The following is a 25,367-nucleotide window of genomic DNA, read 5'->3' as shown; positions in this document are numbered from 1 at the left end:
CTGGCGTCACGCCGTCCGCGCGACGGCAGAGTGGTTGTCAACGAACAAGATCCATCTCTGGAGGAAGTCATGAGCACCACCGAAGTACGCAGTGACGAGTCGGGCGCGGTGTCCCCGGGTTCTGTCGACCTGAAGTTCGAGGCCGCCGTCATCCCGGTCGCGGACGTCGACCGGTCGAAGGAGTTCTACACCGGCCTCGGCTGGCGGCTCGACGCCGACTTCGCGTTCGACAACGGCTTCCGCGTCGTGCAGTTGACGCCGCCGGGCTCGCCCGCGTCGGTCCAGTTCGGTACCAACATCACGTCGGCCGATCCCGGTACGGCGCAGGGTCTCTACCTGGTCGTCTCCGATGTCGAGGCCGCGCGGGCCGACCTGGTCGAGCACGGTGCGACCGTCAGCGAGGTCTTCCACCCCGGAGCACCGGGTGCTCAGTTCGAGGCCGGCGACATCAGCGGGCGCGTGTCCGGTCCCGCTGACGAGCGGTCCAGTTACAGCTCCTTCGCCACCTTCAGCGACCCCGACGGCAATACCTGGCTACTGCAGGAGGTCACGACTCGACTCCCTGGCCGGGTCGACCCCGCGGAAACGACGTACAGCTCGACCGACGACCTCGAGGGAGCCCTGAAGCGCGCCGCGGCCGCCCACGGCGAGCACGAGGCCCGCACCGGCCAGGCCGACGAGAACTGGCCCGCCTGGTACGCCGCGTACATGGTCGCCGAACGCACCGGCACTGAACTCCCTCAGTAAAGAACGCCGCCACCGGCGGCTCGGGCCGATTCAGCGAGCCGCCGGGCAAGGCATCCGGTGCGATCCGCACCGGTTCCTCTCCAGCCGATCATCGCGGTGGCGCGGCGGTGGGGGCGGGCTCCCAGGTGAGGGAGCCGGTCTGGAGGTCGTCGAGGATGCCGGCGATCCAGCTGACTTCGGCGTGGGTGACAGCTCGGAGGTATTCGGTCTCGAGCAGCACGACCCGGGGGAGCGGTGCACCTTCGTACTGCGAGGCGAGTTCGGCGTCGAGTTCGGTGAGCCGCTTGGCCAGGTGGTCGCGTCGCTCCTCGAAGAGACCTCGTGCTTCCTCCGGCGGCAGCAGCATCAGGAACGACAAAGCAGCCGGGAACTCCGGGAACTCGTTGCGCGGCGTTGCGACGATCTCCCCCAGCCACTTCCGGGAGGCGGCCCGGCCCGCATCCGTCAGCTGGTACGTCGTCCGCTCGGGATACCGCTCGTCGCGGGCAGTTTCGCCGACGCTGATCAGCCCCGCATCTTCCAGTCTCACGATCATCCGGTACAGGCTCGTGCGCTGGCCGACGTTGACCACCTGGTCCTTGCCCCATTGCTTGATCAGCCGCTGGATCCCGTACGGGTGCATCGGTCCGTTCTCCAGCAGGCCGAGGATCGCGAGCGCCAGCGGCGAGCGCCGGAAGAGCTGAGTCATGACGCCAGTCTAGTCGGTCAAGGTAACTAGTTGCAATGTAACTAGATCGTGTGTGACTATTTCGGCATGACGACAGACCTTGAAGAACTGACCCAGGGATCGGTGACGTCGCAGGACGGCACCCGAATCGGCTACTGGAAGATCGGCCACGGCCCGGCGATCGTCCTCCTGCACGGCAGCATGGAGTCGGCGCGTAGCCACACGCTCCTGGCTCGGGCGCTGGCCGGCGACTTCACCGTCTACCTGCCGGATCGGCGCGGCCGCGGACTGTCCGGGCCGCACCGCCCCGACCACAGCGTCCGGACCGAGGTCGAGGACCTCGACGCCGTACTGCGGGCCGCCGGCGCCACGCTGGCCTTCGGAGTGAGTGCGAGCGGTGCGATCGTGCTCGAGGCAGCCCGGACGCGGCCGGGCCTGCAGAAGATCGCCGTTTACGAACCGGCCCTGGTCGCCGACGGCGCACCGCACGCGGCCTGGCTGGCCCGGTTCGACAGAGAAGTTGCCCAGGGCAACCTGGCGGCGGCCATGATCACCAGCATGTACGGCCTGGAGCTCGCGCCGGCGATCTTCAAGGTGATGCCTCGCCGGCTGCTGGCCGCCGTCACCGAGAAGGCCATGCAGAAGGAGGACCGCAAGGCCGGTCCGGACGACATCACGCTGCGAAAGCTTGCGCCGACCGTGCACCACGAGGGCGCGCTGATCGTCGAGCTGGCCGGGCGGATCGAGGAGTTCCGCGAGGTGCGGATCGACGTACTGCTCCTTGGTGGCAGCAAAGGCCTGCCGTTCCTCGAGCCCAGCCGGGCCGGCCTCGCCCAGGTCCTGCCGCGCAACCGCCGGATCGAGTTCGACGGCCTCGACCACGGTTCCTCCAGCGACCCCAGCCCGATCAACTCGACCGGCAGCGCCGCCTCGGTCACCAAGATCGCGACCGAGATCCGCTCATTCTTCGGAGCGCCCCAGTGAACCTTCGTACGACGGCCGCCACAGTCGCCCTGATCTGCGCCTTCGCCACCGCCTCTCCCGTCGCGGCCACCGCCTCTCCGCACCCAGGGCCGCCGTGGTCGGCCGATTGGACTTCGGCGATGCAACCACCGACCAGCAGCTCGGCGGGTTTCGACGACCAGACGGTCCGGCAGGTGGTGCGCCTCAGTGCCGGTGGCACCCGGTGGCGAATCCGCCTGTCCAACCAGTACGGCACCACGCCGCTGCGGGTCGCTCGCGCCACCATCGCCAGGACCGGCGTCGGCGCTTCGGTCCGGCCAGGAAGCCTGCGCGAACTGGCTTTCCACGGGGCGCGATCCACCACGATCCCGGCCGGCGGGCTGGCCGCTTCGGATCCCACGATCCTGTCCGCCGGTCCGTTGGAGCAGCTGACGATCACGCTCTATCTCGCCAAGGTGACGGGACCCGCCACCTTCCACGAGGACGGTCTGACCACGACCTATCTCGCCGACGGTGACCACTCCTCCGACGTCGCGGGAGCGGCATTCACGGGCACGACCAGCCATTCGATCTTCTACCTGGCCGGGGTGGACGTGACCGGTCGCCGAGGAACCGTCGTCGCGTTCGGCGACTCGCTGACCAATGGCCACAACTCCACCGTCGGTGCCGACCGCCGGTACTCCGACGCCCTGGCCGAGCGTCTCATCAGGACCGGCCGCCCGGTAGTGAACGCCGGAATCTCGGGCAACCTCCTGCTCAGCGAGCTGCCGTGTTTCGGCGAGTCCGGAATCACGCGGTTCCGGCGGGACGCCCTCGACCAGCCCGGCGTGCGGACCGTCATCGTTGCCGAGGGCATCAACGACATCTGGGACAGCGAGGGCGACTTCGGCTGCGGCATCACCCGACGGGTGACAGCCGAAGACCTCATCCGTGGTTACCGCAGCCTGATCCGCGCCGCGCATGCCCGCGGCGTCCGGGTGATCGGCGGAACGATCACGCCGTTCAAAGCCGACTACATACCTCCCGCCGACTTCGAACGCGCGGAAGCGATCCGCCGGCAGGCGAACACCTGGATCCGCACCTGTGGTCAGTACGACGGCGTGGCCGACTTCGCCCACGCGGTCGCCGATTCGGCCGACCCCCAGCGGCTCGACCCCGCCTACAACTCCGGCGACAGCCTCCACCCCAACGACGCCGGCTACCGCGCCATGGCAGCCGCCGTCGACCTGGCAAACCTCTGAGCACACAAGGGTTGCCTTCCACCAGCGCAGACTTCAGTTGATGGTCGCCCTGACCACCACACCCGGCGCGGGTCGGCGCCGGTTCATTGCGTCGGTCAGAGCGTCCGGCGCCGGGCGGACCGTGCGCAGAGGTGTGTTCGAACACTGGCTCGTGAATGCCCATGCCCGGCCAGGCTGTTCTGAGCCCTGCCGTGGTGTCAGGGGTGTGTCAGGCCGCTGGCCGGGTGGTGTCAGTGCGGCGGGCGATTGTTGTTCTCGTGACCGGCACACCGGTCGCATCCACCGGAGGCGTCTCCATCAGCGCAGGCGCCCGGATGAACCTTCAGGAGAACACCATGCAGACCTTCGCCACCGCCGCCCCGATCTCCGCCGTACTGGACATCCCGGCCGGTCGTGTCCGGTTCGTCGCCGCCGATCGGGACGACGTCACCGTCGAGGTCCTTCCCGCCGACGCTTCGAAGGGCCGCGACGTGAAGGCCGCGGAGCAGACCACGGTCGAGTACGCCGACGGCGTACTGCGGATCTTGGCCTCGGCCAAGAACCAGTACTTCCGCAGCTCGGGGTCCATCGACGTCAGCGTCCAACTGCCCGCTGACTCCACGATCGAGGGAAAGGCGGCCGCCGCCGAGTTCCGGGCCGTGGGCCGCTTCGGCGCTGTCGCCTTCAACGGTGCGTACGGCACGATCGAGGTCGACGAGGCCGCGAGCGTCCACCTCACCGCAGTCGCCGGCGACGTCTCGGTCAACCGCCTCCACGGGCCCGCGGAGATCACCACCAGCAAGGGCGACATCCGGATCGCGGAGGCCCACCAGGGGGCCGTCGTACTGCGCACTCAGTCCGGTGACGTGTCGATCGACGCCGCCCACGGGGTCTCGGCCTCGCTGGACGCCGGTACGACGCTCGGCCGGATCGCCAACTCGCTGAAGAACGCGGACGGTGTTGCCGATCTGGCTATCCAGGCGACCACCGCGCACGGCGACATCGTTGCCCGCAGCCTCTGAGAAACACACCGGCTGCCGCAGGTGGATGTTCTGCCGGCCGCTCCAGGGGGCGGCCGGTCGGCGGTTCGGGGTCACGGGCCGAACCGCCGGCCGTAGGTCTACGAGTCAGCTGATCGTGGCTTTGACCTCGTCCTTGTGTTCTGCGAGCCAGGTCTTGAAGGACTGGAGGTCTGGGTTCAGCTCACGCACCAACTTCAGGTCGCGGTCGCCGGTGAAGCGCTCCGAGTCCTCTGCGTAGAACTGGAACATGTTGGCGAACTCCACGGCCATCGGGAAGGGGAGGGCGCGGAACTCGTCCCAGGTGTAGGGCTGGTAGGTGACCTCTTCGCCGAGGGCTTCGGTCAGGGCGGCCGCGTACTCCTTGCCGGTCAGGTGGTCGCCGGCGATGCTCACGGTCTTGCCGATGAACTCGCTGCCGCGCTTGAAGACCCCGAGCACGGTCCGCCCGATGTCGACGGCGGCGATGCCGGACAACGGCTGGTCGGCCATCGGCATCGTGAGGATCAGCTTGCCGCCCTCGTCGCGGACCGGACCCATGCCTTGCAGCATCGCCTCGAAGTAGAAGGTGGTCTGCAGGAACGTGGTCGGTACGCCGTACTGCGTGAACAGCTCGTTCGCCTCGCCCTTGGCGTCGAAGTGCGGCACCTTGTAGCGCCCGTCGTCCAGGCTCGGCACCTGCTCGTTGTCACCGAAGTGCAGCCGGGTGTCCTCGAGGGTGGACCAGACGACGTGGGCGACACCGGCGTCCTTGGCCGCCCGGGCAGCGTTCGCGGCCTGCTCCAACTCCATCTGCCCGCGGGATCGCGCAGCTTCCTCCTCCGGCGTCCGCTGCACCCAGTAGTTCGTCACCACGTAGGCACCGTGCGCGCCCTCGAACGCCTTGCGCAGGCTCGTCTCGTCGTCGAGGTCCGCCTCGACGACCTCGGCACCGGCCGCGGCCAGGGCCTTGGCGCTGTTCGACTCCGCGTTCCGGGTCAGAGCCCGTACGGCGTACGTCGCGTCCGGGTCGTTCAGGATCGCCCGGACCAGCCCGCCGCCCTGCGAACCGGTGGCCCCGACTACGGCGATGAGCAACTTCTCAGTCATCAGAAACTCCTGCTCGAAAAGGTTGGTTGATGTGTCAACTCACCTCGAGCATAGCGCGCTGGGTTGATGTGTCAACCCCATCCGCTACGATGGGGATGTGGCGGACGAACCGTGGCTCGACGACGACGAGCAGAAGGCCTGGCGCAGCTATCTGCTGATGCGCAGGACGCTGGAGTCACACCTCGAGCGGCACCTGCAGCGTGAGTTCGGCCTGTCCGGGTCGGACTTCGAGATCCTGGTCAACCTGTCGGAGTCCGAGACCGGCCGGATGCGCGCCTTCGAGCTGGGGGAGGCGACCCAGTGGGAGAAGAGCCGGATGTCGCACCACCTCAGCCGGATGGAGAAGCGCGGCCTGATCCGCAAGGAGGCGTGCGACGCGCGCTACCCGGAGATCGCGCTGACCGAGGCCGGCCGGGCGGCGATCGAGGCCTGCGCGCCCGCGCACGCCGGCCGGGTCCGTGAACTGTTCGTCGACGTCCTCGGCGCCGAGCGGCTGACAACTCTCGGCGGCGCGGCCGAGGACGTGCTCGCCGCCATCGACGGCCACAAGCGCTCCACCTGCCCGCCCGGCGTCACCGACTGCTGACACCGTTTGCTGAGAACTCTTCTCAGGGGAGTTTCAGCAGAACTTGATCGCCGCTTGAGGTTGCCTTGGCGTGCGCCTGAGGCGGTCGGCGCGAGGCTTCAGGCATGGTCACCCAAGAACCCCCTCCAGAGCGGTCCCGCTGGTTACGCCGGGCCGGTGCCGCTGCCATAGCCACCGCGGTGCTCGGCGTCGGCGGTACCGGCCTCGTCGTAGCCGTCCTGTCCACACAGCAACCCGACGGCAGCACCGGTACTACGGCCAGCTCCGACGACTCCGACAGCAACAAGTCCAGCTCCGACGACCAGGGCAGCAGTAGCAGTAGCGGCAGTGGTCTCGGCTCCACGCACCAGGGCTCGCCGACGCAAGGCGGGAGCAACGGCTCATGACCACGCTCGGCGAGCGCGAGACGCGCCCGATGAGTGTTTCGCGGACCTGGTCGGCCTGGAGCTGCACTGTGCGGCTGACGGTCGACGACCCCGCAGTACTGGGGGCCGCGTGTGGTGCGCTCAAGGCGTTGATGGACCGCGTCGACAAGGCCGCCAGCAGGTTCCGTCCGGACTCGGAGCTTGCCGCGGTCAACAGGCGAGCCGGCTCGATGGTGCCCGTGTCGCGGCTGCTGGTCGACCTCGTGGACGTCAGCCTGGTCGCCGCGTCGATCAGCGGCGGCGCGGTCGATCCCACGGTCGGAGCCGCAGTAGTTGCCGCAGGCTACGACCAGGACATCGTTGCCGTACGCAATCGCCGTCCGCAGGCCGCGGCGAGTCCGGTGCCGGCTTCCGGCTGGCAGAACGTCCAGCTCAATCGCAAGCTCGCGATGGTCGGCGTGCCGAAGGGCACTCTGCTCGATCTGGGCGCCACAGCCAAGGCGTGGACCGCCGACAGGGCCGCTCTTGTGCTCAGTAGGCGCCACGGCTGCGCAGTACTGGTGGAGATCGGTGGTGACCTGCGAGCCGCCGGTACGCCAGCCGAGCCGTGGGTGATCGGTGTTGCCGAGCGCGAGGGTGACCCGGTCGCCAAGGTGACCTTGTCCCACGGTGGCCTCACGACTTCGACCCGTACTGCGCGCAGGTGGGCCACGCACAAGGGCGAGGCGCACCACGTGATCGACCCTCGCACCGGCGCACCGGCTGAAGGTCCCTGGCGTACTGCGTCGGTCTGGGCGCCTACCGCCGTACGGGCGAACACCTTCAGTACTGCGCTGGTCGCGACCGGGGAAGCGGCTCTCGGTCGGGTGACGCTGGCCGGTCACCCTGCTCGACTGGTGGCCGACGACGGTGAGATCACCGAGCTGGCGGGCTGGCCGTCGTCGAGCAGGGCCGCCTGATGACGCTTTGGTACCTGGCTCGTGCAAGCGGCGTGATGGCGATGGTCCTCTTCACCATCGCTGCTTCGCTCGGAGCGATCGGTGCAGGCAGCCGCAAGCCTGAGCAGCGGTTCTGGCTCCAGTACGTTCACCGCTCGGCTGCTGTGACCGGTCTGCTTCTGCTGGCCGCACACGTCACCGCTGTCATCGCCGACAGCTACGTAGCCATCAGCCCGTCCGTCCTGGTCTGGCCCTTCGGCGCCGGCTATCGGCCCTTCGCAGTGACGCTCGGAGTGCTGGCCATGTACGGCCTGGTGTTTGCAGCACTGGTTGGTGCCGCCAGAGGACGGTTGGCAAGCTCACAGGCCTTCACCAAACGCTGGCGTTCCCTTCACATCGCAGCGTCCGTCGGCTGGCTCCTGTCGGTCGGCCACGGCCTTTTGGCAGGCACCGACCGCAGTACGCCGTGGATGCTCGCCATCACCACCAGCTGTCTCGTCGCAGTCGTCGCCTCAGCGGCCGTCCGCGCCCGAAGCCGCGCAGTACAAGCCAGTACGCCGCTCAGTCTCGCTCGAGCAGGGAGATTCCGATGACCCTTGTGCAGGAGAACCCACCGCTGCTGCGGTCCATCGGTCAGCCACGGCTGCTCGCGGGACTCAAGGAGGGCCGGGCAGATCTTCGACACCACCTCTGGACACATGGCAGGCAACCACAGCTCAGTAGAGAGGCCTACAGCGAGCTAGCGGCCGCAGTGGGGCTCCGAGGTCGAGGTGGAGCGGGTTTCCCGGTCGCGCTCAAGCTGGCCGACTTACCTGCGAAGGGGATCGAGGCCGTGGTCGTCAACGGCTCCGAGAGCGAGCCGCTGAGCCGCAAGGACCGCCTGCTGCTCACACTGGCCCCGCACCTTGTACTGGACGGGGCCACGGGGCTCGCTCAAGCACTCCAAGCCCGGGAGGTGCTGGTAGCCGTCCACGACGCTACTGCGGCTGCCTCGATCAGGGCGGCGATCGAGGAACGGCAGGACGCAGTCCCGATCCAGGTGAGCGACACCCCGGGCAGGTTCGTCGCGGGGGAGGCCCGTGCGGTGCTGAGCATCCTCGAAGGCGGTCCGGCCGTGCCGCCTGGACGCCGGGTGCTACCGACCAGGAAGGGCTACCGCCAGCGCCCGACGTTCCTGTCGAACGTGGAGACCTTCGCCCAGCTCGCCGTACTGGCAAGGCTCGGCTCCCGTGAGTTCAGCAGCACGGGCCTGAGCAGTGAGCCGGGCACCCAACTGCTGACCGTCGCCGGCGCAGTGCAGCGCCCAGGTGTCATCGAGACGCCCACCGGCGTACCGCTGGAGACCGTTCTCCAGTACGCCGGGGCGCCGGTCACCGGGCCGGTCCTGATCGGCGGGTACCACGGGCAGTGGTTGCCGAGGCCGGACGGCATCAAGCTGAGTCGCCCGGAGGTCGCTCTGGGTGCTGGGATCGTCGTAGCACTCGGCCCGGACACCTGTCCGCTCGGTGAGGTCTATCGAGTCGCACAGTGGCTGGCGAGCCAGTCGGCAGGCCAATGCGGGCCCTGCGTGTTCGGAACGGCCGCGCTCGTCGACGACTTCGGCCGCCTGCTGTACGGCGATCCGGCCGGCTGGCACGACGCCCACCGCCACCTCGGCCTGGTCCCTGGGAGAGGCGCGTGCGCGCATCCAGATGGGTCAGTGCGGTTTCTCGCGTCGGCTCTCGAGGTCTTCGGTGACGACGTCCGGGCTCACCTGGCCGGCGGGTGCGGCCGCGCAGTACTGGGGGTTCTACCTGTGCCTGGAGGTACGTGGTGAAGAAGCTGGAGATCGACTGGACCCGCTGCGACGGTCATGGGCTCTGCGCGACCCTGCTGGGCGACGACGTCGTGCTCGACGAGTGGGGCTTCCCGGTGCTCAGCGGGCGCCCGGTCACCGCTGGTGAAATGACGAACGCGCGCCGCGCAGTACTCGCCTGCCCGGCCTTGGCCCTGCGTCTCGGCGACGTGTGAAAAGTGATCTGTCAGGCACCGGAAAGGAGCGTCCCGGGATCACACCAGTGACAGAAGTGGACTAATCTCTGAGGGGGGCGCACAAGGGCGTGCGGCCCGGCGCAAGGAAGCGTCGACGCCACGTGGAGACGGTGGGGAATGCAGAGCAAGCTGGACGTCCAGAAGGCGGATGTTCTCGCCAAAGCGGTATTCGCTGGAACGCACGGCAAGGACCAGTCGGTCGATGCCGGGAAGCTGCGAAGCTTCCTCGAGCGGTACTACCGCTATGTCGCGGCCGAGGATGTCGCCGAGCGGCAGCCGACGGACTGTCTGGGCGCTGCGCGACACCACTACAAGTCCGCCTCGGTCCGGCCGCAGGGCACGGCCAAGGTGCACGTCTTCACCCCGACCGTCGAAGAGCACGGCTGGTCCGCGAACGGCCGGACGGTCGTGGAGATCGTCGTCGACGACATGCCGTTCCTGGTCGACAGCGCCTCGATGGTGATCACCGAGCACGGCCTCGAGCTGCAACTGCTGGTGCACCCGCAGTTCGTCGTCCGGCGCGACATCGCCGGCAACCTGCAGGAGGTCCTCGCCGACGATGCCGCCGCGGACGAGCACGACCTGGTCCGGGAGAGCTGGATGCACCTGGAGGTCGAGCGGATCGCCGACCCCGCCGAGCACCGCGAGCTGGAGAAGGCGCTGCAGCTGGTCCTGAACGACGTCCGCGAGGCGGTCGAGGACTGGCCGAAGATGCACGAGAAGGCGGTCAGCATCGCCGCCGACCTGGATCCGGCCGAGTTGCCGGTCAGTGCCGGCGAGGTCGAGGACGCCCGGGAGCTGCTGGCCTGGCTCGCCGACGAGCACTTCACCTTCCTGGGCTACCGCGAGTACGCGTTCTCCATGCGCGGTGACCAGGGCGTCCTGCGCGGCGTCCCGGGCACCGGCCTCGGCATCCTGCGCAAGGACCCGAACCAGGACGAGAACGCCGGCCTGCTGCCGCCCGAGGTGAGCGCCAAGGCGCGCGAGAAGAAGCTGCTGATCCTGACCAAGGCGAACTCGCGGTCGACGGTGCACCGCTCGTCGTACCTGGACTACGTCGGCATCAAGCAGTTCGACGAGAACGGCGAGCCGGTCGCGGAGCGGCGGTTCATCGGCCTGCTCTCGTCCACCGCCTACACCGAGAGCGTCATGCAGGTCCCGGTACTGCGGCGCAAGGCGATCGAGCTGTTCAGGCAGACCGGCTTCGACCCGAACAGCCACAGCGGCAAGGGTCTGCTGGACGTGCTGGAGACCTACCCGCGCGACGAGTTGCTGCAGGCACCCGTGGAGGACCTGCTGCCGATCGTGCAGTCGGTGCTGCACCTGCAGGAGCGCCGCGCGGTCAAGCTGTTCGTCCGCCGCGACGTCTACAACCGGTACCTGTCCTGCCTCGTCTATCTGCCGCGCGACCGCTACACGACCGCGGTCCGGCTCAAGATGCAGCAGATCCTCAAGGACGCGATCGGTGCCGACTCGGTGGACTACGCCGCCTACGTGACCGAGTCCGTGCTCGCCCGGGTGCACTTCGTGGTCCGGATGAAGCAGGGCGAGACCGTAGGGGACTACGACGCCGATCTGCTCGAGCAGCGGGTCATCGAGGCGACCAGGGCCTGGCAGGACGACTTCACCGTCGCGCTGCACGCCCACGGTGGTGACGGCGCGGTCACCAGGCTGAGCAGCCAGTACGCGGGTGCCTTCCCGGAGGCGTACAAGGAGGACTTCGACGCCCGGGTCGCGGTCAAGGACGCGATGATCCTGGACGGCCTGCCGGCCGACGACGGTCTGGCGATGTCGCTCTACAGCCCGATCGACGAGCAGTGGGAGGGCGAGCGCCGCTTCAAGGTCTACCGGACCGGTACGGCGTTGTCGCTGTCCCAGGTGCTGCCGCACCTGACCCACATGGGCGTCGAGGTGATCGACGAGCGGCCGTACGAGATCCGCCGGCCCGACGGTACGGCGTACATCTATGACTTCGGGCTGCGGGCACCTCGCAACGTCGAGGAGCGGGAGGAGAACCGCACGCTCTTCTCGGACACCTTCCAGGCGGTCTGGTCCGGGCGGGCCGAGTCGGACAAGCTGAACGCGCTGGTGCTGCGGGGGAGCCTGAGCTGGCGGCAGGTGTCGATCCTGCGCGCCTACCAGAAGTACATCCGCCAGGGCGGTACGCCGTTCAGCCAGGACTACATCGAGAACACGTTCCTCAACCACGTCGACGTGGCCGGGCTGCTGGTCCGGTTGTTCGAGACCAGCTTCGACCCGGCGCAGGGTGCGGCCGACGACCCCAACCGGCAGAGTGCGGTCGAGCAACTGGAGAAGGAGATCGTCGCGGCGCTGGACACCGTGCAGAGTCTGGACGAGGACCGGATCCTGCGGTCCTACCTGACGGTGATCAAGGCGACGCTGCGGACGAACTACTTCCAGCCGGGACCGGACGGGAAGCCGCGCGACTACATCTCGTTCAAGCTGGAGCCGAAGGCGATCCCGGAGCTGCCGCAGCCGCGGCCGGCGTACGAGATCTTCGTGTACTCGCCGCGGGTGGAAGGTGTGCATCTGCGGTTCGGCGCGGTGGCCCGCGGTGGGTTGCGCTGGTCGGACCGGCGGGAGGACTTCCGGACCGAGGTGCTGGGTCTGGTCAAGGCGCAGATGGTGAAGAACTCCGTCATCGTGCCGGTCGGGGCGAAGGGCGGCTTCTACGCCAAGCAGTTGCCTGATCCGTCGGTGGACCGCGACGCCTGGCTCGCCGAGGGCATCGCGTCGTACAAGACCTTCATTTCCGGCCTGTTGGACATCACCGACAACATCGTTGCCGGCGGCATCGTTCCGCCGTCGTCGGTGGTGCGGTACGACGGGGACGACGCGTATCTGGTGGTCGCGGCCGACAAGGGCACCGCCACGTTCTCCGACATCGCGAACGGGGTGGCGAAGGAGTACGGGTTCTGGCTCGGCGACGCGTTCGCCTCGGGTGGTTCGGTCGGCTACGACCACAAGGCGATGGGCATCACCGCGCGGGGCGCCTGGGAGTCGGTCAAGCGACACTTCCGCGAGATGGGTCACGACTGCCAGAACACCGACTTCACCGTCGTCGGGGTGGGCGACATGTCGGGTGACGTGTTCGGCAACGGGATGCTGCTGTCGGAGCACATCCGGCTGGTCGCGGCGTTCGACCACCGGCACATCTTCCTCGACCCCGCTCCCGACGCCGCGACCTCGTTCGTCGAGCGCAAGCGGCTGTTCGAGCTGCCGCGGTCGTCGTGGGCCGACTACGATCCTGCCCTGATCTCGGCCGGCGGCGGCATCTACCCGCGGACCGACAAGGCGATCCCGATCTCGGCCGAGGTCCGCGAGGCACTCGGGCTGGAGGGCAACCCGACGAAGCTGACGCCGGCGGAGTTGATGCAGGCGATCCTGACGGCGCCGGTCGACCTGTTCTGGAACGGCGGCATCGGGACGTATGTGAAGGCGGCGTCGGAGTCGCACGCCGACGTCGGCGACAAGGCCAACGACGCGATCCGGATCAACGGCGCGGACCTGCGCGCGAAGGCGGTCGGCGAGGGCGGCAACCTCGGCTTCACCCAGCTCGGCCGGATCGAGTACGCCGCCAAGGGCGGCCGGATCAACACCGACTTCATCGACAACGTCGCCGGCGTGGACACCTCCGACCACGAGGTGAACATCAAGATCCTGCTGGACAAGGTGGTCGCCGACGGCGACCTGACCGAGAAGCAGCGCAACGACGTGATCGCGTCGATGACCGACGAGGTCGCGGCGCTGGTGCTGAAGAGCAACTACCGGCAGAACATCGGGCTCGCCAACGCGACGGCCCAGGCCGCGGCGTTGCTGCACGTCCACGCCGACTGGGTCCGGCGGCTGGAGAAGCAAGGTCTGCTGGACCGCGAGCTGGAGTTCCTGCCGAGCGTCGCGGAGTTCAAGAAGCGCAAGGCCGAAGGGCGCGGGCTGACTCCGCCGGAGCTGTCGGTGCTGATCGCTTACACGAAGATCGTCCTCGAGGCGGAGTTGCTGAAGACAACTCTGCCCGATGACGAGTACCTGGAGTCCAAGCTCGCGTCGTACTTCCCGGTCGCGATCCAGGAGCGGTTCGCCGAGCCGATGAAGTCGCACCAGTTGCGTCGCGAGATCATCACCACCCAGGTCGTCAACGAGTTCATCAACTCGTCCGGGATCACCGCCTACCACCGGCTCTCGCTGGAGACCGGCGGCTCGATCGAGGACGTCGTACGGGCCAATCTGGCGGCGTCACGGATCTTCGCGCAGCCGGAGTTGCTGGCCCGCAACGCCGAGCTGGACAACGTGATCCACGCCGACACCCAGACCGCGATGCGACTGGAGACCCGCACGCTGGTCGAGCGGGCGACGCGGTGGCTGGTGTCGAACCGGCGGCCTCCGGTCGACATCGCCGAGCTGGTCGACTTCTTCTCGCCCGGGATCGCGAAGCTCACGGCCGCACTCCCCGACGTACTACGGGGTCGCGAGCTGGCGTTGTTCGAGCACCGCCGGGAGGCGCTGCTGTCGGCCGGGGTGGCCGAGGACTTCGCCACCCGGATCGCGGTGCTGCCACCGGCGTACGCCGGGCTCGGCATCGTGGAGACGGCCGAGGCGGACGATCTGGATCTGCTCGAGGTCGCCAAGGTCCACTTCGCGCTCGGCGAACGGCTGCACCTCGGCCTCTTCCTCGAACGCATCGTCGGGCTGCCGCGGACGGACCGCTGGCAGACGATGGCGCGCGCGGCGCTGCGCGACGACCTGCACGCCGTCCACGCACGGCTGACCCGGCAGGTGCTCAGCGTGACGGACGCGGCCGCCGATCCCGAGGCCCGGGTCAGGGACTGGCAGGACATGAACTCGACCGCGCTGTCCCGCGCCGCGACCATGATGGAAGAGATCGTCGAGACCGAGGGGCCGGAACTGGCCCACCTGTCGGTCGGGTTGCGCCTGGTCCGCACCCTGCTCGGCAGTCACGCCTGACCTTTCTGATCCGTAGCACCGGCGGTTGATCGTCGCCGGTGCTGCACCTACGAGGTCCGCCGACCGGCGGGCGAGGCGCTCGCCGGGGTCGAGGAGGTTAGGCTTCGGCGGTGGCGACCCTTGTGGATGTGGTGGGTGGTTGTGAGTATCCGGGCCGAGGGGTGGCGATCGGGCGGGACAGCGACGGGCGGCCGTTCGCGGCGTACTGGCTGACCGGCCGCAGCCCGGCCTCCCAGCAGCGCGAACTGGTGATCTCCGAGCGCGAGATCGTCGTACAGGATCTCGCTGGTGCCGCGACCGACGAGTTGCGTCATTACACGGCCGCGATCCGCGACGAGGACTGGTTCATCGTCGGCAACGGCAACCACGTCTCCGAGCTCGCGGGTACGCACGCCGACTGCGTGGATCTCCAGGTAGCGCTGCGGAACCTCGACTACGAACCGGACCCGCCCATCCGTACGCCGCGCATCTTCGCCGGCGCCGTCGTCGAGGGCCCGGAGTTGCTGGACGTCGTCGTCGGATCTGCCCGGTCGTACTCCGCGGACCAGGTGCAGCACCCGTCCCTGTTCCTCCGTCGCTCGGAGGAGGCCACGGCCGGCGTCGTCACGACGTACTCCGGTACGGCGGCTCAGGTGGTCACCGACGGCTACCCGGTCGTCACCTCGGTCGACGTCGAGTGGGAGTCGCTGCCCGACCTCCTCTGGAACCGTCTCGACCCGTCCCTGCGCGTAGCCCTCGCCGTCATCCCGTTGCACACGGAGAGCTTGGAAGACTCGATCCTCCGGGCCCGCTGAGGTCTCAGCGGTCGGAGACGACCACTTCGACGGAGTACTGGTCGGCGCGGTAGCAGTGGTCGCCGAACTCGACGGCGATGCCGTCGGCGTCGTACGCGCTGCGGGTCATCGTGACCAGCGGCTCGGCCTTGGTGAGCTGGAGCGTACGGCGTTCCTCGGCGGTCGCGTTGCGGGCGCCGATCCGCTGTCGGGCGACGCTTGGGCGGATGCCGCGCGCCCTGAGCAGCGCGTACAGGCCTTCGGTGTGGAGTGCCTCGGCGGTCAGGTCATTCATTGCTGGCGGCAACCAGTTGCGCATGATCGCGAGCGGGACCTCACCGGCGTACCGGAGCCGGACGATCGCGACGACGGGGGTGCCCGGCGGCAGGCCGAGCGCCTCGGCGGCGCGGTCGTCGTGGGCCTCGCAGTTCAAGGAGAGGACGTCGGTGCGCGGTGTCCGGCCCTCGCGCTCGAGGTCGTCGTACAGGCTGGTGAGCTCGGCCTTGCGGTGCACCATCTGGTTGGCGACAGTGGTGCCGATACCGCGGCGGCGGACCAGCAGGCCCTTGTTCACCAGTTCGGAGATCGCGCGCCGGACGGTCGGCCGGGACAGGCTCAGCCGGTCCGACATCGCCTGCTCGTTCTCGAACGGGTCGCCGGGGCGCAGGGTGCCGTCGCTGATCGCGGCGATCAGCTGCTCGGCGAGCTGGTGGTAGAGCGGCACCGGGCTCGCCCGATCGATCTGGATCGGGAGGGCGGCCATGCCGGGATGTTACCTGAACGGGCTTTGTATGTCTCGACATGAAAATGTGCTTACAAACTATTGACACCCTCCGGCGAGCGGGCAAAGCTAGCGAGGCGAACCAGCACCGCCACTGGTGGTACTGCGGTGGGCGCGGGGCGGTGCCGAACGGTGAAACTCACAAGCCTTGACGAGAGGGCACAGATGCGAATCGGGTTGGTCGGAGCCGGGCGGATCGGGGCGTTCCACGCCGCGACTCTCAATGGGCTGGCGGCGGTGGACCAGGTCGTGGTGGCGGACGCCGACGCGAGCCGGGCGGAGGTGGTCGCGAAGGACCTCGGGCTGCAGTTCGCGCCGGGGGTGGATCAGGTGCTGGCCGGCGGCATCGACGCTTTCGTGATCGCCGCGGCGACCTCGGCGCATGCGGAGTTGATCGGCAAGGCGGTCGCGGCCGGGATCCCGACCTTCTGCGAGAAGCCGGTGGCACTCGACCTGGCCGAGACCCAGCGGGTGGTCGCGCTGGTCGAGAAGTCGGATGTGCCGGTCCACATCGGCTTCCAGCGCCGCTTCGACCTCGGCTACCAGGCGGCGCGGGACCAGGTGGCCAGCGGCGCGCTCGGGTTCATCCACCACATCCGGGCGAACACGAACGACGCGTTCCCGCCGCCCGCGGAGTACATCGCGACCAGTGGCGGCTTCTTCCGGGACTGCACGGTGCACGACTTCGACATCCTCCGGTTCGTCACCGGCCGCGAGGTGGTCAGCGTCTTCGCGACCGGCGCGAACCGTGGCGAGCCGTTCTTCGGCGAGTACGGCGATGTCGACGCGGCCGCCGCATTGCTCACGCTCGACGACAGCACCTTCGCCGCCGTCAGTGGGACCCGCTACAACGCCGCCGGGCACGACGTCCGGATGGAGGTGCTCGGTTCGCTCGGCTCGATCGCGGTCGGTCTGGATGAGCACACCGCGCTGAAGTCGGCCGAGGCCGGTGTCACCTTCCCGGGCGGCGAACCGCACACCACGTTCATGGACCGGTTCCGGCCGGCCTACGTCGCCGAACTGACCGCCTTCACCGAGGTGGTCGCCGGCACTCGCGCGGTCCCGTGCACGGTCCGCGATGCCCTGCAGGCCTTCCGGATCGCCGACGCCTGCGAACTGTCCCGACGCGAGCAGCGCGTCGTCCTGCTGGAGGAGATCGGCGCATGACCGCCCTTGCTGACCGGATCGCGGGAGCCCCGATCTCCTGGGGAGTCTGCGAGGTGCCCGGCTGGGGCTACCAGTACGACGCCGAGACCGTGCTGGCGCAGATGCGCGAGGTCGGGATTGCCGCGACCGAGTTCGGGCCGGACGGGTTCCTGCCGGACGACCCGGCCGAGAAGGCGAAGACACTGGCCGACCGGGGACTGCGTGCGGTCGGGGGATTCGTCCCCGTCGTACTGCACGATCCTTCGCACGATCCGGCTGCGGAGGTCGCGCAGGCGCTGGAGGGATTCGTCGCCGCGGGCGCGAGCACGCTGGTACTGGCGGCCGCGACCGGCCAGGACGGGTACGACGACCGCCCGGTGCTGGACGACGCCGGCTGGGCCACGATGCTCGCCAACCTCGACCGGCTCGCCGGAATCGCCGCAGCAGCAGGGATCCGGGCTACGATCCACCCGCACGTCGGCACGATGGTGGAGAACGCGGACGACGTACGCCGGGTGCTCGGCGGCTCCTCGATCGGGCTGACGCTCGACACCGGGCACCTGCTGATCGGCGGAGTCGACCCGGTCGCGCTGGCCTTGGAGCACACCGACCGGATCCGGCACACGCACCTCAAAGACGTGGACGCCTCGTGGGCCGCGAAGGTGCAGAGCGGCGAGGTGAGCTACACCGACGCGGTCCGGCAGGGGATGTACCGGCCGCTCGGTCAGGGCGACATCGACCTGCGCGCGATCGTCGTCGCGCTGGAGAAGGCCGGGTACGACGGCTGGTACGTGCTCGAGCAGGACACGATTCTTCCCGGTCGGCCGGTCGACGACGGTCCGGTGACCGACGTACGGGCGAGTATCGAGCATCTGCGGCACATCGCCGAGGCGGTCTGATGGCGGACGACGTACTGACCATCGGGCGGATCGGGGTCGACCTGTACCCGTTGCAGACGGGCACGCATCTGGAGGACGTCGAGAGCTTCGGGAAGTTCCTCGGGGGCAGCGCGACCAACGTTGCGGTGGCCGCTGCCCGGCACGGTCGGCGGTCGGCGGTGATCAGCCGGACGGGGAACGATCCGTTCGGCACCTTCATCCACCGGACGCTGGGCGAACTCGGGGTCGACGACCGGTTCGTCACCGCGGTCGAGGGACTGCCGACGCCGATCACGTTCTGCGAGATCTTCCCGCCGGACAACTTCCCGCTGTACTTCTACCGGTTTCCGAAGGCGCCGGACCTGGTGATCAACCCGTCCGAGCTGGACCTGCAGGCGATCAAGGACGCGCGGATCTACTGGTCGACCGTCACCGGTCTCTCGGCCGAGCCGAGCCGGTCGGCGCACTTCGCGGCCTGGGAGGCGCGGGAACGGCGGGCGATCACCGTGCTGGACCTGGACTACCGGCCGATGTTCTGGGCGGATCCGTCCGAAGCGCACGAGCAGGTCAGCCGGGCGCTGGAGCACTGCACTGTTGCCGTGGGCAACCGTGAGGAGTGCGAGGTCGCGGTCGGTGAGACCGACCCGGACAAGGCCGCGCAGGCTTTGCTCGACCGCGGGCTCGATCTGGCAGTGGTGAAGCAGGGTCCGAAGGGGACGCTGGCGCGCACCCGGGACGAGCGGGTGGAGGTTCCGCCGTACCCGGTCGAGGTGGTCAACGGCCTCGGCGCCGGCGACGGCTTCGGCGGCGCCCTCTGCCACGGCCTCCTCGCCGGCTGGCCCCTCGAAAAGATCATCCGCTTCGCCAACACCGCCGGCGCCATCGTCGCCTCCCGCCTCGAATGCTCCACCGCCATGCCTTCCGAAGCCGAGGTCCTCGCCTTGATGGGCGACGACGCATGAGCACCCGCAGACTCGCCCTCGCCCTAAGGAGTCAGCGGTCGTCCGCTGCACCGTCCGCCGACGAGGTACTCGCGTCGATGAGTCAAGAGTCCATGAGGCGCCGCGAGGTTATGGGCACCTTCGGGAGTCGGCGTTGGCCCGTTGCGCCGTCCGATGACGAGGTGCTCGCGTCGATGGATCAAGAGTCCGTGAGCGGCCGCGGGGTTGTCGTCGGCGTCGGGAGTGGGCGTTTGTTCGCTGGGCGGTCCGGTGGCGAGGTGGGCCGGGCGATGGGGCTAGAGGTGATGAGCCGCCATCGGGTGAGTGGTGGGCGGACTGGAGGCGCGGTGCTGGGACTGGTGGGTGGTCGCGCATGAGTGGGGCTGAGGTGGGGGTGCGGGCGAGCGGGGTGGATCTGACGGAATTGCGGGTGCGGCATCCGGAGCGGATTGCGGAGGCGTGGCAGCAGCGGAGGCGGCGGGAGGTTGTCGGCGAGGACGGGCGGCTGCTGATCGTGGCGGCTGATCACCCGGCGCGGGGTGCGCTCGGCGTACGGGGCGACGCGATGGCGATGGCGAGCCGGCCGGGGCTGATCGACCGGCTGGTGACCGCGCTGGAGCGCCCGGGCGTCGACGGCGTACTGGCGACGCCCGACGTACTGGAAGACCTGCTGTTGCTGGGCGCGTTGGAAGGCAAGGTCGTCATCGGGTCGATGAACCGGGGCGGACTGCAAGGCGCGTCGTTCGAACTGGACGACCGGTTCACGGCCTACGGAACGGCCGACGACCTGGTCGCGCGCAGACTGGACGGCGGCAAGATGCTGACCCGGATCTGCCTCGAAGACCCCGGCACGGTCGCGACGCTGGAGAGCAGCGCGCGAGCCGTCACCGAACTGGCCGACTGCAAACTGCTGGCGATGGTCGAGCCGTTCTGGTCGGTCCGCCGCGAGGGACGGGTGGTGAACCTGCTCGACCCGGACTCGGTGATCAAGTCGGTCCACATCGCCGCCGGTCTCGGCGCGAGCAGCGCCTATACCTGGCTCAAGCTCCCAGTGGTGGACGACCTCGAACGCGTGATGGAGGCAACCACTCTGCCGACGCTCCTGCTGGGCGGCGACCCGACCGTCGCTCCCGAGGAAACCTACGCCTCGTGGGGCAAGGCGCTCAGCCTCCCCTCGGTCCGCGGCCTCGTCGTCGGCCGCGCCCTCCTCTTCCCACCCGACGGCGACGTCGCCTCCGCCGTCGACCAGGCAAGCACCCTGGTCCACGGAGGCACCGCATGATCTCCGGCAACTCTGACTGTTCTGCGGCTGAGGGAGGCTGTTCGTGACTGCTTGGTACCGGCCTGCTGGATCTACTGCACGCGACGGATTCGAGTTGGCCGTCAGTCCGGGGGAGCCCGACTGGCACCACACCGGCCTGTACGTCGCGACGCTTCGCCCTGGGCAGTCCGTCGAGTTCGAGACGGGCGACTGTGAATACCTCGTCCTCCCGCTGAGCGGATCGGCCGAGGTGATCGTCGACGGGGAGACCGTCCCGCTCGGCGGCCGCGCCGACGTGTTCGCCGGCCCGACCGATCTCGCCTACGTACCCCGTGGCGCGATCGTCGCAGTCACCAGCGCGGGTGGCGCCCGGATCGCCTTCCCACACGCGAAGGCCGCCTCCGACTACCCGTTCCGGCGGATCGGCGTGGAGCAGGTCGAGACCGAACTCCGCGGTGCCGGTGTCGCCTCCCGCCAGGTCCGGAACTTCGGCACGCCAGCGGTTCTCGAGGCCGACTCGATCATCGCGTGCGAGGTTCTCACCCCGGCCGGGAACTGGTCGTCGTACCCGCCGCACAAGCACGACGAGCACAAGCCTGGTAAGGAAAGTGAGCTCGAGGAGATCTACTACTTCGAGCTGCAGCTGTCCGACGATGCCCCGGAAGGTGTCAAGGGCAACGACCCGATCGGTTACCAGCGGGTCTACGGCACGCAGGACCGCCCCATCGACGTCCTCGCGGAAGTCCGGAGTGGGGATCTGGTGCTGGTGCCCCATGGTTGGCATGGTCCTGCGATGGCGCCTCCTGGCTACGACATGTACTACCTGAACGTGATGGCCGGCCCCGGCACCGAACGCGAGTGGCTGATCAGCGACGACCCCCAGCACGGCTGGGTCCGCGAACTGTGGCCGACCCAGCAGGTGGACCCCCGCCTACCTTTCGGATCCGGGCAATGACACCTCCTCCAGCGGTGGTAGCCGACCGAGCCGGGCGACCGGCTGTGGGTGAAGGCATGAACGGTAAGTGCGGAGTAGACATGACGAGTTGGTTCGGAGGAGATCGCAGATGACGGTTCGACTCACGGTCGCGCAGGCGGTGGTGCGATTCCTGAGCGTCCAGTACTCGGAGCGCGACGGCGAGCGGCAGAAGCTGTTCGCAGGGTGCTTCGGCATCTTCGGCCACGGCAACGTGGCCGGCCTCGGCCAGGCGCTGTTGCAGTCCGAACTCGAGGACCCCGAAGCGTTGCCGTACATCCTGGCCCGCAACGAACAAGCCATGGTGCACAGCGCTGCTGCCTTCGCCCGCACCCGCGACCGCCTGCAGACCTACGCCTGTACTGCGAGCATCGGCCCCGGCTCGACCAACATGGTCACCGGTGCGGCACTCGCCACCGTCAACAGACTCCCCGTGCTGCTCCTTCCTTCCGATGTCTTCGCAACCCGGGTGGCGACCCCCGTGCTGCAGGAGTTGGAGACCTTCTCCGCCGGCGACGTCTCCGTGAACGACACCTTCCGGCCCGTGTCGAAGTACTTCGACCGGATCTGGCGTCCCGAGCAGTTGCCCTCGGCCCTGATGAACGCGATGCGCGTCCTGACCGATCCGGTCGAGACCGGCGCGGTGACCCTTGCCCTGCCGCAGGACGTCCAGGCGGAGGCGCACGACTGGCCGGAGGAGCTCTTCGCCGAGCGCACCTGGTACATCGCGCGACCGTTGCCGGAAGCATCCATTGTCGACAAAGCGGTAGATCTCCTACGGGCCTCGCAGCGGCCGCTGATCGTCGCCGGTGGCGGCGTGGCCTACTCGCGCGCGCAGGACGCGCTCCGCGAGTTCGCCGAGGCGACCGGGATCCCGGTGGCGGAAAGCCAAGCAGGCAAGGGATCCCTGCGCTACGACCACCCGCAGTCGGTCGGCGCCGTCGGTTCCACGGGCACCACGGCGGCCAATGCCCTGGCGCGTGACGCCGACCTGGTGATCGGCATCGGCACCCGGTACGGCGACTTCACGACCGCCTCCCGGACGGCCTTCCAGAACCCGGACGTGCGGTTCGTCAACATCAACGTGGCGCGCTTCGACGGTGGCAAACATGCCGGCCTCCCGGTGGTCGCGGATGCCCGGGAAGCCCTTGTTTCCCTGCGTTCCGCGGTCGGTGATTGGTCTGTACAGGAAAAGTACAAGGATCTGACCGCCGAACTCGCACGAGTTTGGGACGAGACCGTCTCCCAGGCGTACAACCCGCCTGCGGAGGTTGTGGACAACCTGGCCGAGGGCCTGCTGACCCAGGGCCAGGTGCTCGGTGCCGTCAACGAATTGTCGGAGCCGCGTGATGTGGTGGTTTGCGCAGCCGGTTCGATGCCGGGCGACCTGCACAAACTGTGGCGGACACGCGACCCGAAGGGATACCACGTCGAATATGGCTACTCCTGCATGGGTTACGAGATCGCCGGCGGTCTCGGCGTCCGCCTCGGCGCACCGGACCGGGACGTCTTCGTCCTGGTCGGCGACGGGTCGTACCTGATGATGTCGTCCGAGCTGGTCACCGCGGTCCAGGAGAACGTGAAGATCATCGTCGTCCTGGTCCAGAACCACGGCTTCGCCTCGATCGGCGCCCTCTCGGAATCCCTTGGCTCACAGCGCTTCGGTACGGCGTACCGGCGGCGTAGCGGCGACGGGCGGCTGGACGGCGACTACCTGCCGGTCGATCTCGCGGCGAACGTGCGCAGCCTCGGGGTCGAGGTGCTCGAGGTGAACAGCCGCGCGGAGCTGGAGAAGGCGATCGGTACGGCGAAGGCGGCGAGCGGCCCGATCGCGATCCATGTGAAGACGGACCCGTTGATCGGTTCGCCCGACAGCGACTCCTGGTGGGACGTCCCGGTCAGCCAGGTGTCGACGCTGGAGTCGACGCAGACCGCGTCCGCGGCGTACGAGAAGTCCAAGCAGGACCAGCGGCCGTACTTGACGCCGGTGGAGGGGAAGAGCTGATGCGGCCGGTGGAGGGGGAGAGCTGATGGGCCGGGTGACGATCGGCAGCGCGCCGGACTCCTGGGGTGTGTGGTTCGCCGATGACGAGCAGCAGACGCCTTGGGAGCGATTCCTCGACGAGGTCGCGGCCGCGGGGTACCGGCGGATCGAGCTCGGCCCGTACGGCTATCTCCCGACCGATCCGGCCCGGCTGAAGGACGAGCTGGACAAGCGTGGCCTCGCGGTCACGGCCGGCACGAGCTTCGAGCACCTGCACCGGCCGGACTCGTGGGACTCGACCTGGAAGGACATCTCGGCGACCGCCGAGCTTGCTGCCGCCATGGGGGCCAAGCACCTCGTGGTGATGCCCTCGATGTGGCGTGGCGACAACGGCGAGGTCGTCGAGCCGCGACTGGACCACGAGGGTCAGGCACGACACGGCAAGCAGGTGACCGAGCTGGGTCGCCGGATCGCCGCGGAGTACGGGCTGAAGACGCAGTACCACCCGCACGCGGACGGGCACGTGGACAGTCAGGAGACCGTGGAGCGGTTCCTCGACGAGACCGACGGGGAGTACGTGAACCTCTGTCTGGACACGGGGCACATCAGCTACTGCGGTGGCGACAACCTGAAGCTGATCCAGGACTACCCCGACCGGATCGGGTATGTGCACCTCAAGCAGGTCGACCCCAAGGTGTTGGCGGAGGTGGAAGCGGCCGGCGTCGGTTTCGACGAGGCGGTGCGGCGCGGGGTGATGTGTGAACCGCCCAACGGCGTACCGGAGTTGCCGCCGCTGCTGGACGCGCTGGCCGCGCTGGATGTCGACCTGTTCGCGATCGTGGAGCAGGACATGTACCCGTGCCCGCCGGAAGTGCCGCTGCCGATCGCGGAACGCACCTTGGCGTATCTGCGGACGCACGGGGGTGGTGTTTCCGTTTGACGACCGGGCAGGGTATGCCTTCCTGGTCACACCCGAACGCCGCGGCGTTACCGCGGGAACGTCTGAAAGGCTGGTTGTAGTCATGGTTCGGTGGCAGAAGAAGGCGGTGGCCGCGGGGGCGGCCCTCGTGCTGGTCGCGGCGCTGGGTGCCTGCAGTTCCTCCGGCGGCAAGAAGGACGAGGAGAAGGCGGGCGGTTCGGGCGGCAACGTCGCGAACACGCCGCGGATGAAGGTCGCGTTGATCACCCACTCCAAGCCGGGTGACACCTTCTGGGACATCGTCCGCCGCGGTGCCGAAGCCGCCGCGCAGAAGGACAACATCGAGCTGCAGTACTCCTCCGACCCGGACGGCGCCGGGCAGGCCAACCTGGTGCAGACGGCGATCGACTCCAAGGTCGACGGCATCGCGGTCACCCTGAACAAGCCGGACGCGGTGATCCCGAACGTCAAGAAGGCTGTCGCGGCCGGGATCCCGGTGACCGTCCTCAACGGTGGCCTGGACACCTGGAAGACCTCCGGCGCGATCGGATACTTCGGCCAGGACGAGCGGATCGCCGGGCAGGCGACCGGTGAGAAGCTCAAGGCTCTCGGTGCCAAGAAGGTCATCTGCGTCATCCACGAGCAGGGCAACGTGAGCCTCGAGGCCCGCTGCCAGGGCATCAAGGACAAGTTCGGCGCCGTCGAGAACCTGAACGTCGACGGCGCCGACCAGCCCGGGACGCAGGCGACGATCACGTCGAAGCTGCAGCAGGACAAGACCGCCGACTACGTCGTCGCGCTGAACGCCGGCGTCGCCCTGACCGCGGTTCAGGCGGCCAAGGACGCCGGGTCGTCGGCCAAGATCGGCAGCTTCGACATGAGCAAGGAGATGGCCAAGGCGGTCAAGGACGGAACGGTCGACTTCGCCGTCGACCAGCAGCCGTACCTGCAGGGTTACCTGGCCGTCGACGCGATCTGGCTGAACAAGACCAACGGCGACACGATCGGTGGTGGCGAGGCCACGCTCACCGGCCCGGCGTTCATCGACAAGACGAACATCGAGGCCGTCGAGAAGTACGCCACGGCCGGAACGCGCTGAGGTC

23 protein-coding genes are annotated in these 25,367 nt (G+C 68.6%); 20 read left to right on the top strand and 3 right to left on the bottom strand.

Annotated elements, in window-relative coordinates; genetic code table 11:
* Nucleotides 1–69 precede the first annotated feature (69 nt).
* A complete protein-coding gene (locus EV138_RS09415; RefSeq protein WP_133977999.1) occupies nt 70–747 on the top strand; it encodes a VOC family protein in 678 nt (225 codons plus the stop codon).
* Nucleotides 748–835: 88 nt separating this feature from the next.
* On the opposite strand, the gene EV138_RS09410 is transcribed toward EV138_RS09415, so the two are convergent.
* Complete coding sequence (locus tag EV138_RS09410) at nt 836–1,435, bottom strand: PadR family transcriptional regulator (protein WP_133977998.1); 600 nt, start codon at nt 1,433–1,435, stop codon at nt 836–838.
* Between the two features lie 66 nt (nt 1,436–1,501).
* On the opposite strand from EV138_RS09410, the gene EV138_RS09405 reads away from it, so the two are divergent.
* From EV138_RS09405 to EV138_RS09395, 3 genes are all read left to right on the top strand, one after another.
* Complete coding sequence (locus tag EV138_RS09405; RefSeq protein ID WP_133977997.1) at nt 1,502–2,398, top strand: alpha/beta fold hydrolase; 897 nt, start codon at nt 1,502–1,504, stop codon at nt 2,396–2,398.
* Nucleotides 2,395–3,618 (top strand): SGNH/GDSL hydrolase family protein, encoded by a 1,224-nt coding sequence (locus EV138_RS09400; RefSeq protein ID WP_133977996.1) that lies wholly within the window; start codon nt 2,395–2,397, stop codon nt 3,616–3,618. The genes EV138_RS09405 and EV138_RS09400 overlap by 4 nt, the downstream gene beginning before the upstream one ends.
* Before the next feature lie 257 nt (nt 3,619–3,875).
* Nucleotides 3,876–4,619, top strand: coding sequence for a DUF4097 family beta strand repeat-containing protein (locus EV138_RS09395; RefSeq protein ID WP_238158036.1), 744 nt, complete (start codon nt 3,876–3,878; stop codon nt 4,617–4,619).
* A 105-nt stretch (nt 4,620–4,724) separates the two neighbouring features.
* Here the strand turns inward: EV138_RS09395 and EV138_RS09385 are convergent, their stop codons facing one another.
* Nucleotides 4,725–5,705: an NmrA/HSCARG family protein gene (locus tag EV138_RS09385; protein WP_133977995.1), complete on the bottom strand. Its 981-nt coding sequence runs from the start codon at nt 5,703–5,705 to the stop codon at nt 4,725–4,727.
* Nucleotides 5,706–5,802: 97 nt separating this feature from the next.
* Here EV138_RS09385 and EV138_RS09380 point away from each other — a divergent pair, with 97 nt between their 5' ends.
* The 8 genes from EV138_RS09380 (at nt 5,803) to EV138_RS09345 (ending at nt 15,402) form a co-directional block, all read left to right on the top strand.
* A complete protein-coding gene (locus tag EV138_RS09380; protein WP_133977994.1) occupies nt 5,803–6,291 on the top strand; it encodes a MarR family winged helix-turn-helix transcriptional regulator in 489 nt (162 codons plus the stop codon).
* A gap of 104 nt (nt 6,292–6,395) precedes the next feature.
* Entirely contained in the window at nt 6,396–6,677 is a 282-nt protein-coding gene (locus EV138_RS09375; RefSeq protein ID WP_133977993.1) for a hypothetical protein, read from the top strand.
* A complete protein-coding gene (locus EV138_RS09370; protein WP_133977992.1) occupies nt 6,674–7,615 on the top strand; it encodes an FAD:protein FMN transferase in 942 nt (313 codons plus the stop codon). The genes EV138_RS09375 and EV138_RS09370 overlap by 4 nt, the downstream gene beginning before the upstream one ends.
* Nucleotides 7,615–8,187 (top strand): ferric reductase-like transmembrane domain-containing protein, encoded by a 573-nt coding sequence (locus EV138_RS09365; protein WP_133977991.1) that lies wholly within the window; start codon nt 7,615–7,617, stop codon nt 8,185–8,187. The genes EV138_RS09370 and EV138_RS09365 overlap by 1 nt, the downstream gene beginning before the upstream one ends.
* A complete protein-coding gene (locus tag EV138_RS09360; protein ID WP_133977990.1) occupies nt 8,184–9,410 on the top strand; it encodes an NADH-ubiquinone oxidoreductase-F iron-sulfur binding region domain-containing protein in 1,227 nt (408 codons plus the stop codon). The genes EV138_RS09365 and EV138_RS09360 overlap by 4 nt, the downstream gene beginning before the upstream one ends.
* A complete protein-coding gene (locus EV138_RS37610; protein WP_133977989.1) occupies nt 9,407–9,604 on the top strand; it encodes a ferredoxin in 198 nt (65 codons plus the stop codon). The genes EV138_RS09360 and EV138_RS37610 overlap by 4 nt, the downstream gene beginning before the upstream one ends.
* A 138-nt stretch (nt 9,605–9,742) precedes the next feature.
* Nucleotides 9,743–14,608 (top strand): NAD-glutamate dehydrogenase, encoded by a 4,866-nt coding sequence (locus EV138_RS09350; RefSeq protein WP_133977988.1) that lies wholly within the window; start codon nt 9,743–9,745, stop codon nt 14,606–14,608.
* Nucleotides 14,609–14,718: 110 nt separating this feature from the next.
* Entirely contained in the window at nt 14,719–15,402 is a 684-nt protein-coding gene (locus tag EV138_RS09345; protein ID WP_133977987.1) for an IMP cyclohydrolase, read from the top strand.
* A 4-nt stretch (nt 15,403–15,406) separates the two neighbouring features.
* Here the strand turns inward: EV138_RS09345 and EV138_RS09340 are convergent, their stop codons facing one another.
* Nucleotides 15,407–16,144, bottom strand: coding sequence for a GntR family transcriptional regulator (locus EV138_RS09340; RefSeq protein WP_133977986.1), 738 nt, complete (start codon nt 16,142–16,144; stop codon nt 15,407–15,409).
* Nucleotides 16,145–16,327: 183 nt separating this feature from the next.
* Between EV138_RS09340 and EV138_RS09335 the strand changes: the two genes are divergently transcribed.
* From EV138_RS09335 to EV138_RS09300, 8 genes are all read left to right on the top strand, one after another.
* Nucleotides 16,328–17,329 (top strand): Gfo/Idh/MocA family protein, encoded by a 1,002-nt coding sequence (locus EV138_RS09335; RefSeq protein ID WP_133977985.1) that lies wholly within the window; start codon nt 16,328–16,330, stop codon nt 17,327–17,329.
* Complete coding sequence (locus tag EV138_RS09330; RefSeq protein WP_133977984.1) at nt 17,326–18,207, top strand: sugar phosphate isomerase/epimerase family protein; 882 nt, start codon at nt 17,326–17,328, stop codon at nt 18,205–18,207. The genes EV138_RS09335 and EV138_RS09330 overlap by 4 nt, the downstream gene beginning before the upstream one ends.
* Nucleotides 18,207–19,148 carry a 5-dehydro-2-deoxygluconokinase gene (gene iolC / locus EV138_RS09325; protein WP_133977983.1) on the top strand — a complete coding sequence of 314 codons (942 nt, stop codon included), beginning with the start codon at nt 18,207–18,209 and terminating at the stop codon, nt 19,146–19,148. Before EV138_RS09330 ends, iolC begins: the two co-directional genes overlap by 1 nt.
* Before the next feature lie 352 nt (nt 19,149–19,500).
* Nucleotides 19,501–20,409, top strand: coding sequence for a Cgl0159 family (beta/alpha)8-fold protein (locus EV138_RS09320; protein WP_166678537.1), 909 nt, complete (start codon nt 19,501–19,503; stop codon nt 20,407–20,409).
* A 43-nt stretch (nt 20,410–20,452) separates the two neighbouring features.
* Complete coding sequence (gene iolB, locus EV138_RS09315) at nt 20,453–21,343, top strand: 5-deoxy-glucuronate isomerase (RefSeq protein WP_133977982.1); 891 nt, start codon at nt 20,453–20,455, stop codon at nt 21,341–21,343.
* A gap of 109 nt (nt 21,344–21,452) precedes the next feature.
* Entirely contained in the window at nt 21,453–23,366 is a 1,914-nt protein-coding gene (iolD, locus tag EV138_RS09310) for a 3D-(3,5/4)-trihydroxycyclohexane-1,2-dione acylhydrolase (decyclizing) (protein WP_133977981.1), read from the top strand.
* A gap of 25 nt (nt 23,367–23,391) precedes the next feature.
* Nucleotides 23,392–24,285 (top strand): TIM barrel protein, encoded by an 894-nt coding sequence (locus EV138_RS09305; protein ID WP_133977980.1) that lies wholly within the window; start codon nt 23,392–23,394, stop codon nt 24,283–24,285.
* Between the two features lie 82 nt (nt 24,286–24,367).
* Nucleotides 24,368–25,363 carry a sugar ABC transporter substrate-binding protein gene (locus tag EV138_RS09300; protein WP_112246905.1) on the top strand — a complete coding sequence of 332 codons (996 nt, stop codon included), beginning with the start codon at nt 24,368–24,370 and terminating at the stop codon, nt 25,361–25,363.
* Nucleotides 25,364–25,367: the final 4 nt, after the last annotated feature.

Source organism: Kribbella voronezhensis (genome assembly GCF_004365175.1).
GTDB classification, from domain to species: Bacteria; Actinomycetota; Actinomycetes; order Propionibacteriales; family Kribbellaceae; genus Kribbella; species Kribbella voronezhensis.
Note: the sequence above shows the minus strand (reverse complement) of the source record. Positions and strands in the feature narration are given on the sequence as shown.

Bases quoted from the DNA above. Each gene is read 5' to 3' on its own strand.
- EV138_RS09415 (WP_133977999.1), top strand. From the start codon at position 70: ATGAGCACCACCGAAGTACGCAGTGACGAGTCGGGCGCGGTGTCCCCG.
- EV138_RS09410 (WP_133977998.1), bottom strand. From the start codon at position 1,435: ATGACTCAGCTCTTCCGGCGCTCGCCGCTGGCGCTCGCGATCCTCGGC.
- EV138_RS09405 (WP_133977997.1), top strand. From the start codon at position 1,502: ATGACGACAGACCTTGAAGAACTGACCCAGGGATCGGTGACGTCGCAG.
- EV138_RS09385 (WP_133977995.1), bottom strand. From the start codon at position 5,705: ATGACTGAGAAGTTGCTCATCGCCGTAGTCGGGGCCACCGGTTCGCAG.
- EV138_RS09375 (WP_133977993.1), top strand. From the start codon at position 6,396: ATGGTCACCCAAGAACCCCCTCCAGAGCGGTCCCGCTGGTTACGCCGG.
- EV138_RS09370 (WP_133977992.1), top strand. From the start codon at position 6,674: ATGACCACGCTCGGCGAGCGCGAGACGCGCCCGATGAGTGTTTCGCGG.
- EV138_RS09365 (WP_133977991.1), top strand. From the start codon at position 7,615: ATGACGCTTTGGTACCTGGCTCGTGCAAGCGGCGTGATGGCGATGGTC.
- EV138_RS09360 (WP_133977990.1), top strand. From the start codon at position 8,184: ATGACCCTTGTGCAGGAGAACCCACCGCTGCTGCGGTCCATCGGTCAG.
- EV138_RS09350 (WP_133977988.1), top strand. From the start codon at position 9,743: ATGCAGAGCAAGCTGGACGTCCAGAAGGCGGATGTTCTCGCCAAAGCG.
- EV138_RS09340 (WP_133977986.1), bottom strand. From the start codon at position 16,144: ATGGCCGCCCTCCCGATCCAGATCGATCGGGCGAGCCCGGTGCCGCTC.
- EV138_RS09335 (WP_133977985.1), top strand. From the start codon at position 16,328: ATGCGAATCGGGTTGGTCGGAGCCGGGCGGATCGGGGCGTTCCACGCC.
- EV138_RS09330 (WP_133977984.1), top strand. From the start codon at position 17,326: ATGACCGCCCTTGCTGACCGGATCGCGGGAGCCCCGATCTCCTGGGGA.
- iolC (WP_133977983.1), top strand. From the start codon at position 18,207: ATGGCGGACGACGTACTGACCATCGGGCGGATCGGGGTCGACCTGTAC.
- EV138_RS09320 (WP_166678537.1), top strand. From the start codon at position 19,501: ATGAGTGGGGCTGAGGTGGGGGTGCGGGCGAGCGGGGTGGATCTGACG.
- iolD (WP_133977981.1), top strand. From the start codon at position 21,453: ATGACGGTTCGACTCACGGTCGCGCAGGCGGTGGTGCGATTCCTGAGC.
- EV138_RS09305 (WP_133977980.1), top strand. From the start codon at position 23,392: ATGGGCCGGGTGACGATCGGCAGCGCGCCGGACTCCTGGGGTGTGTGG.
- EV138_RS09300 (WP_112246905.1), top strand. From the start codon at position 24,368: ATGGTTCGGTGGCAGAAGAAGGCGGTGGCCGCGGGGGCGGCCCTCGTG.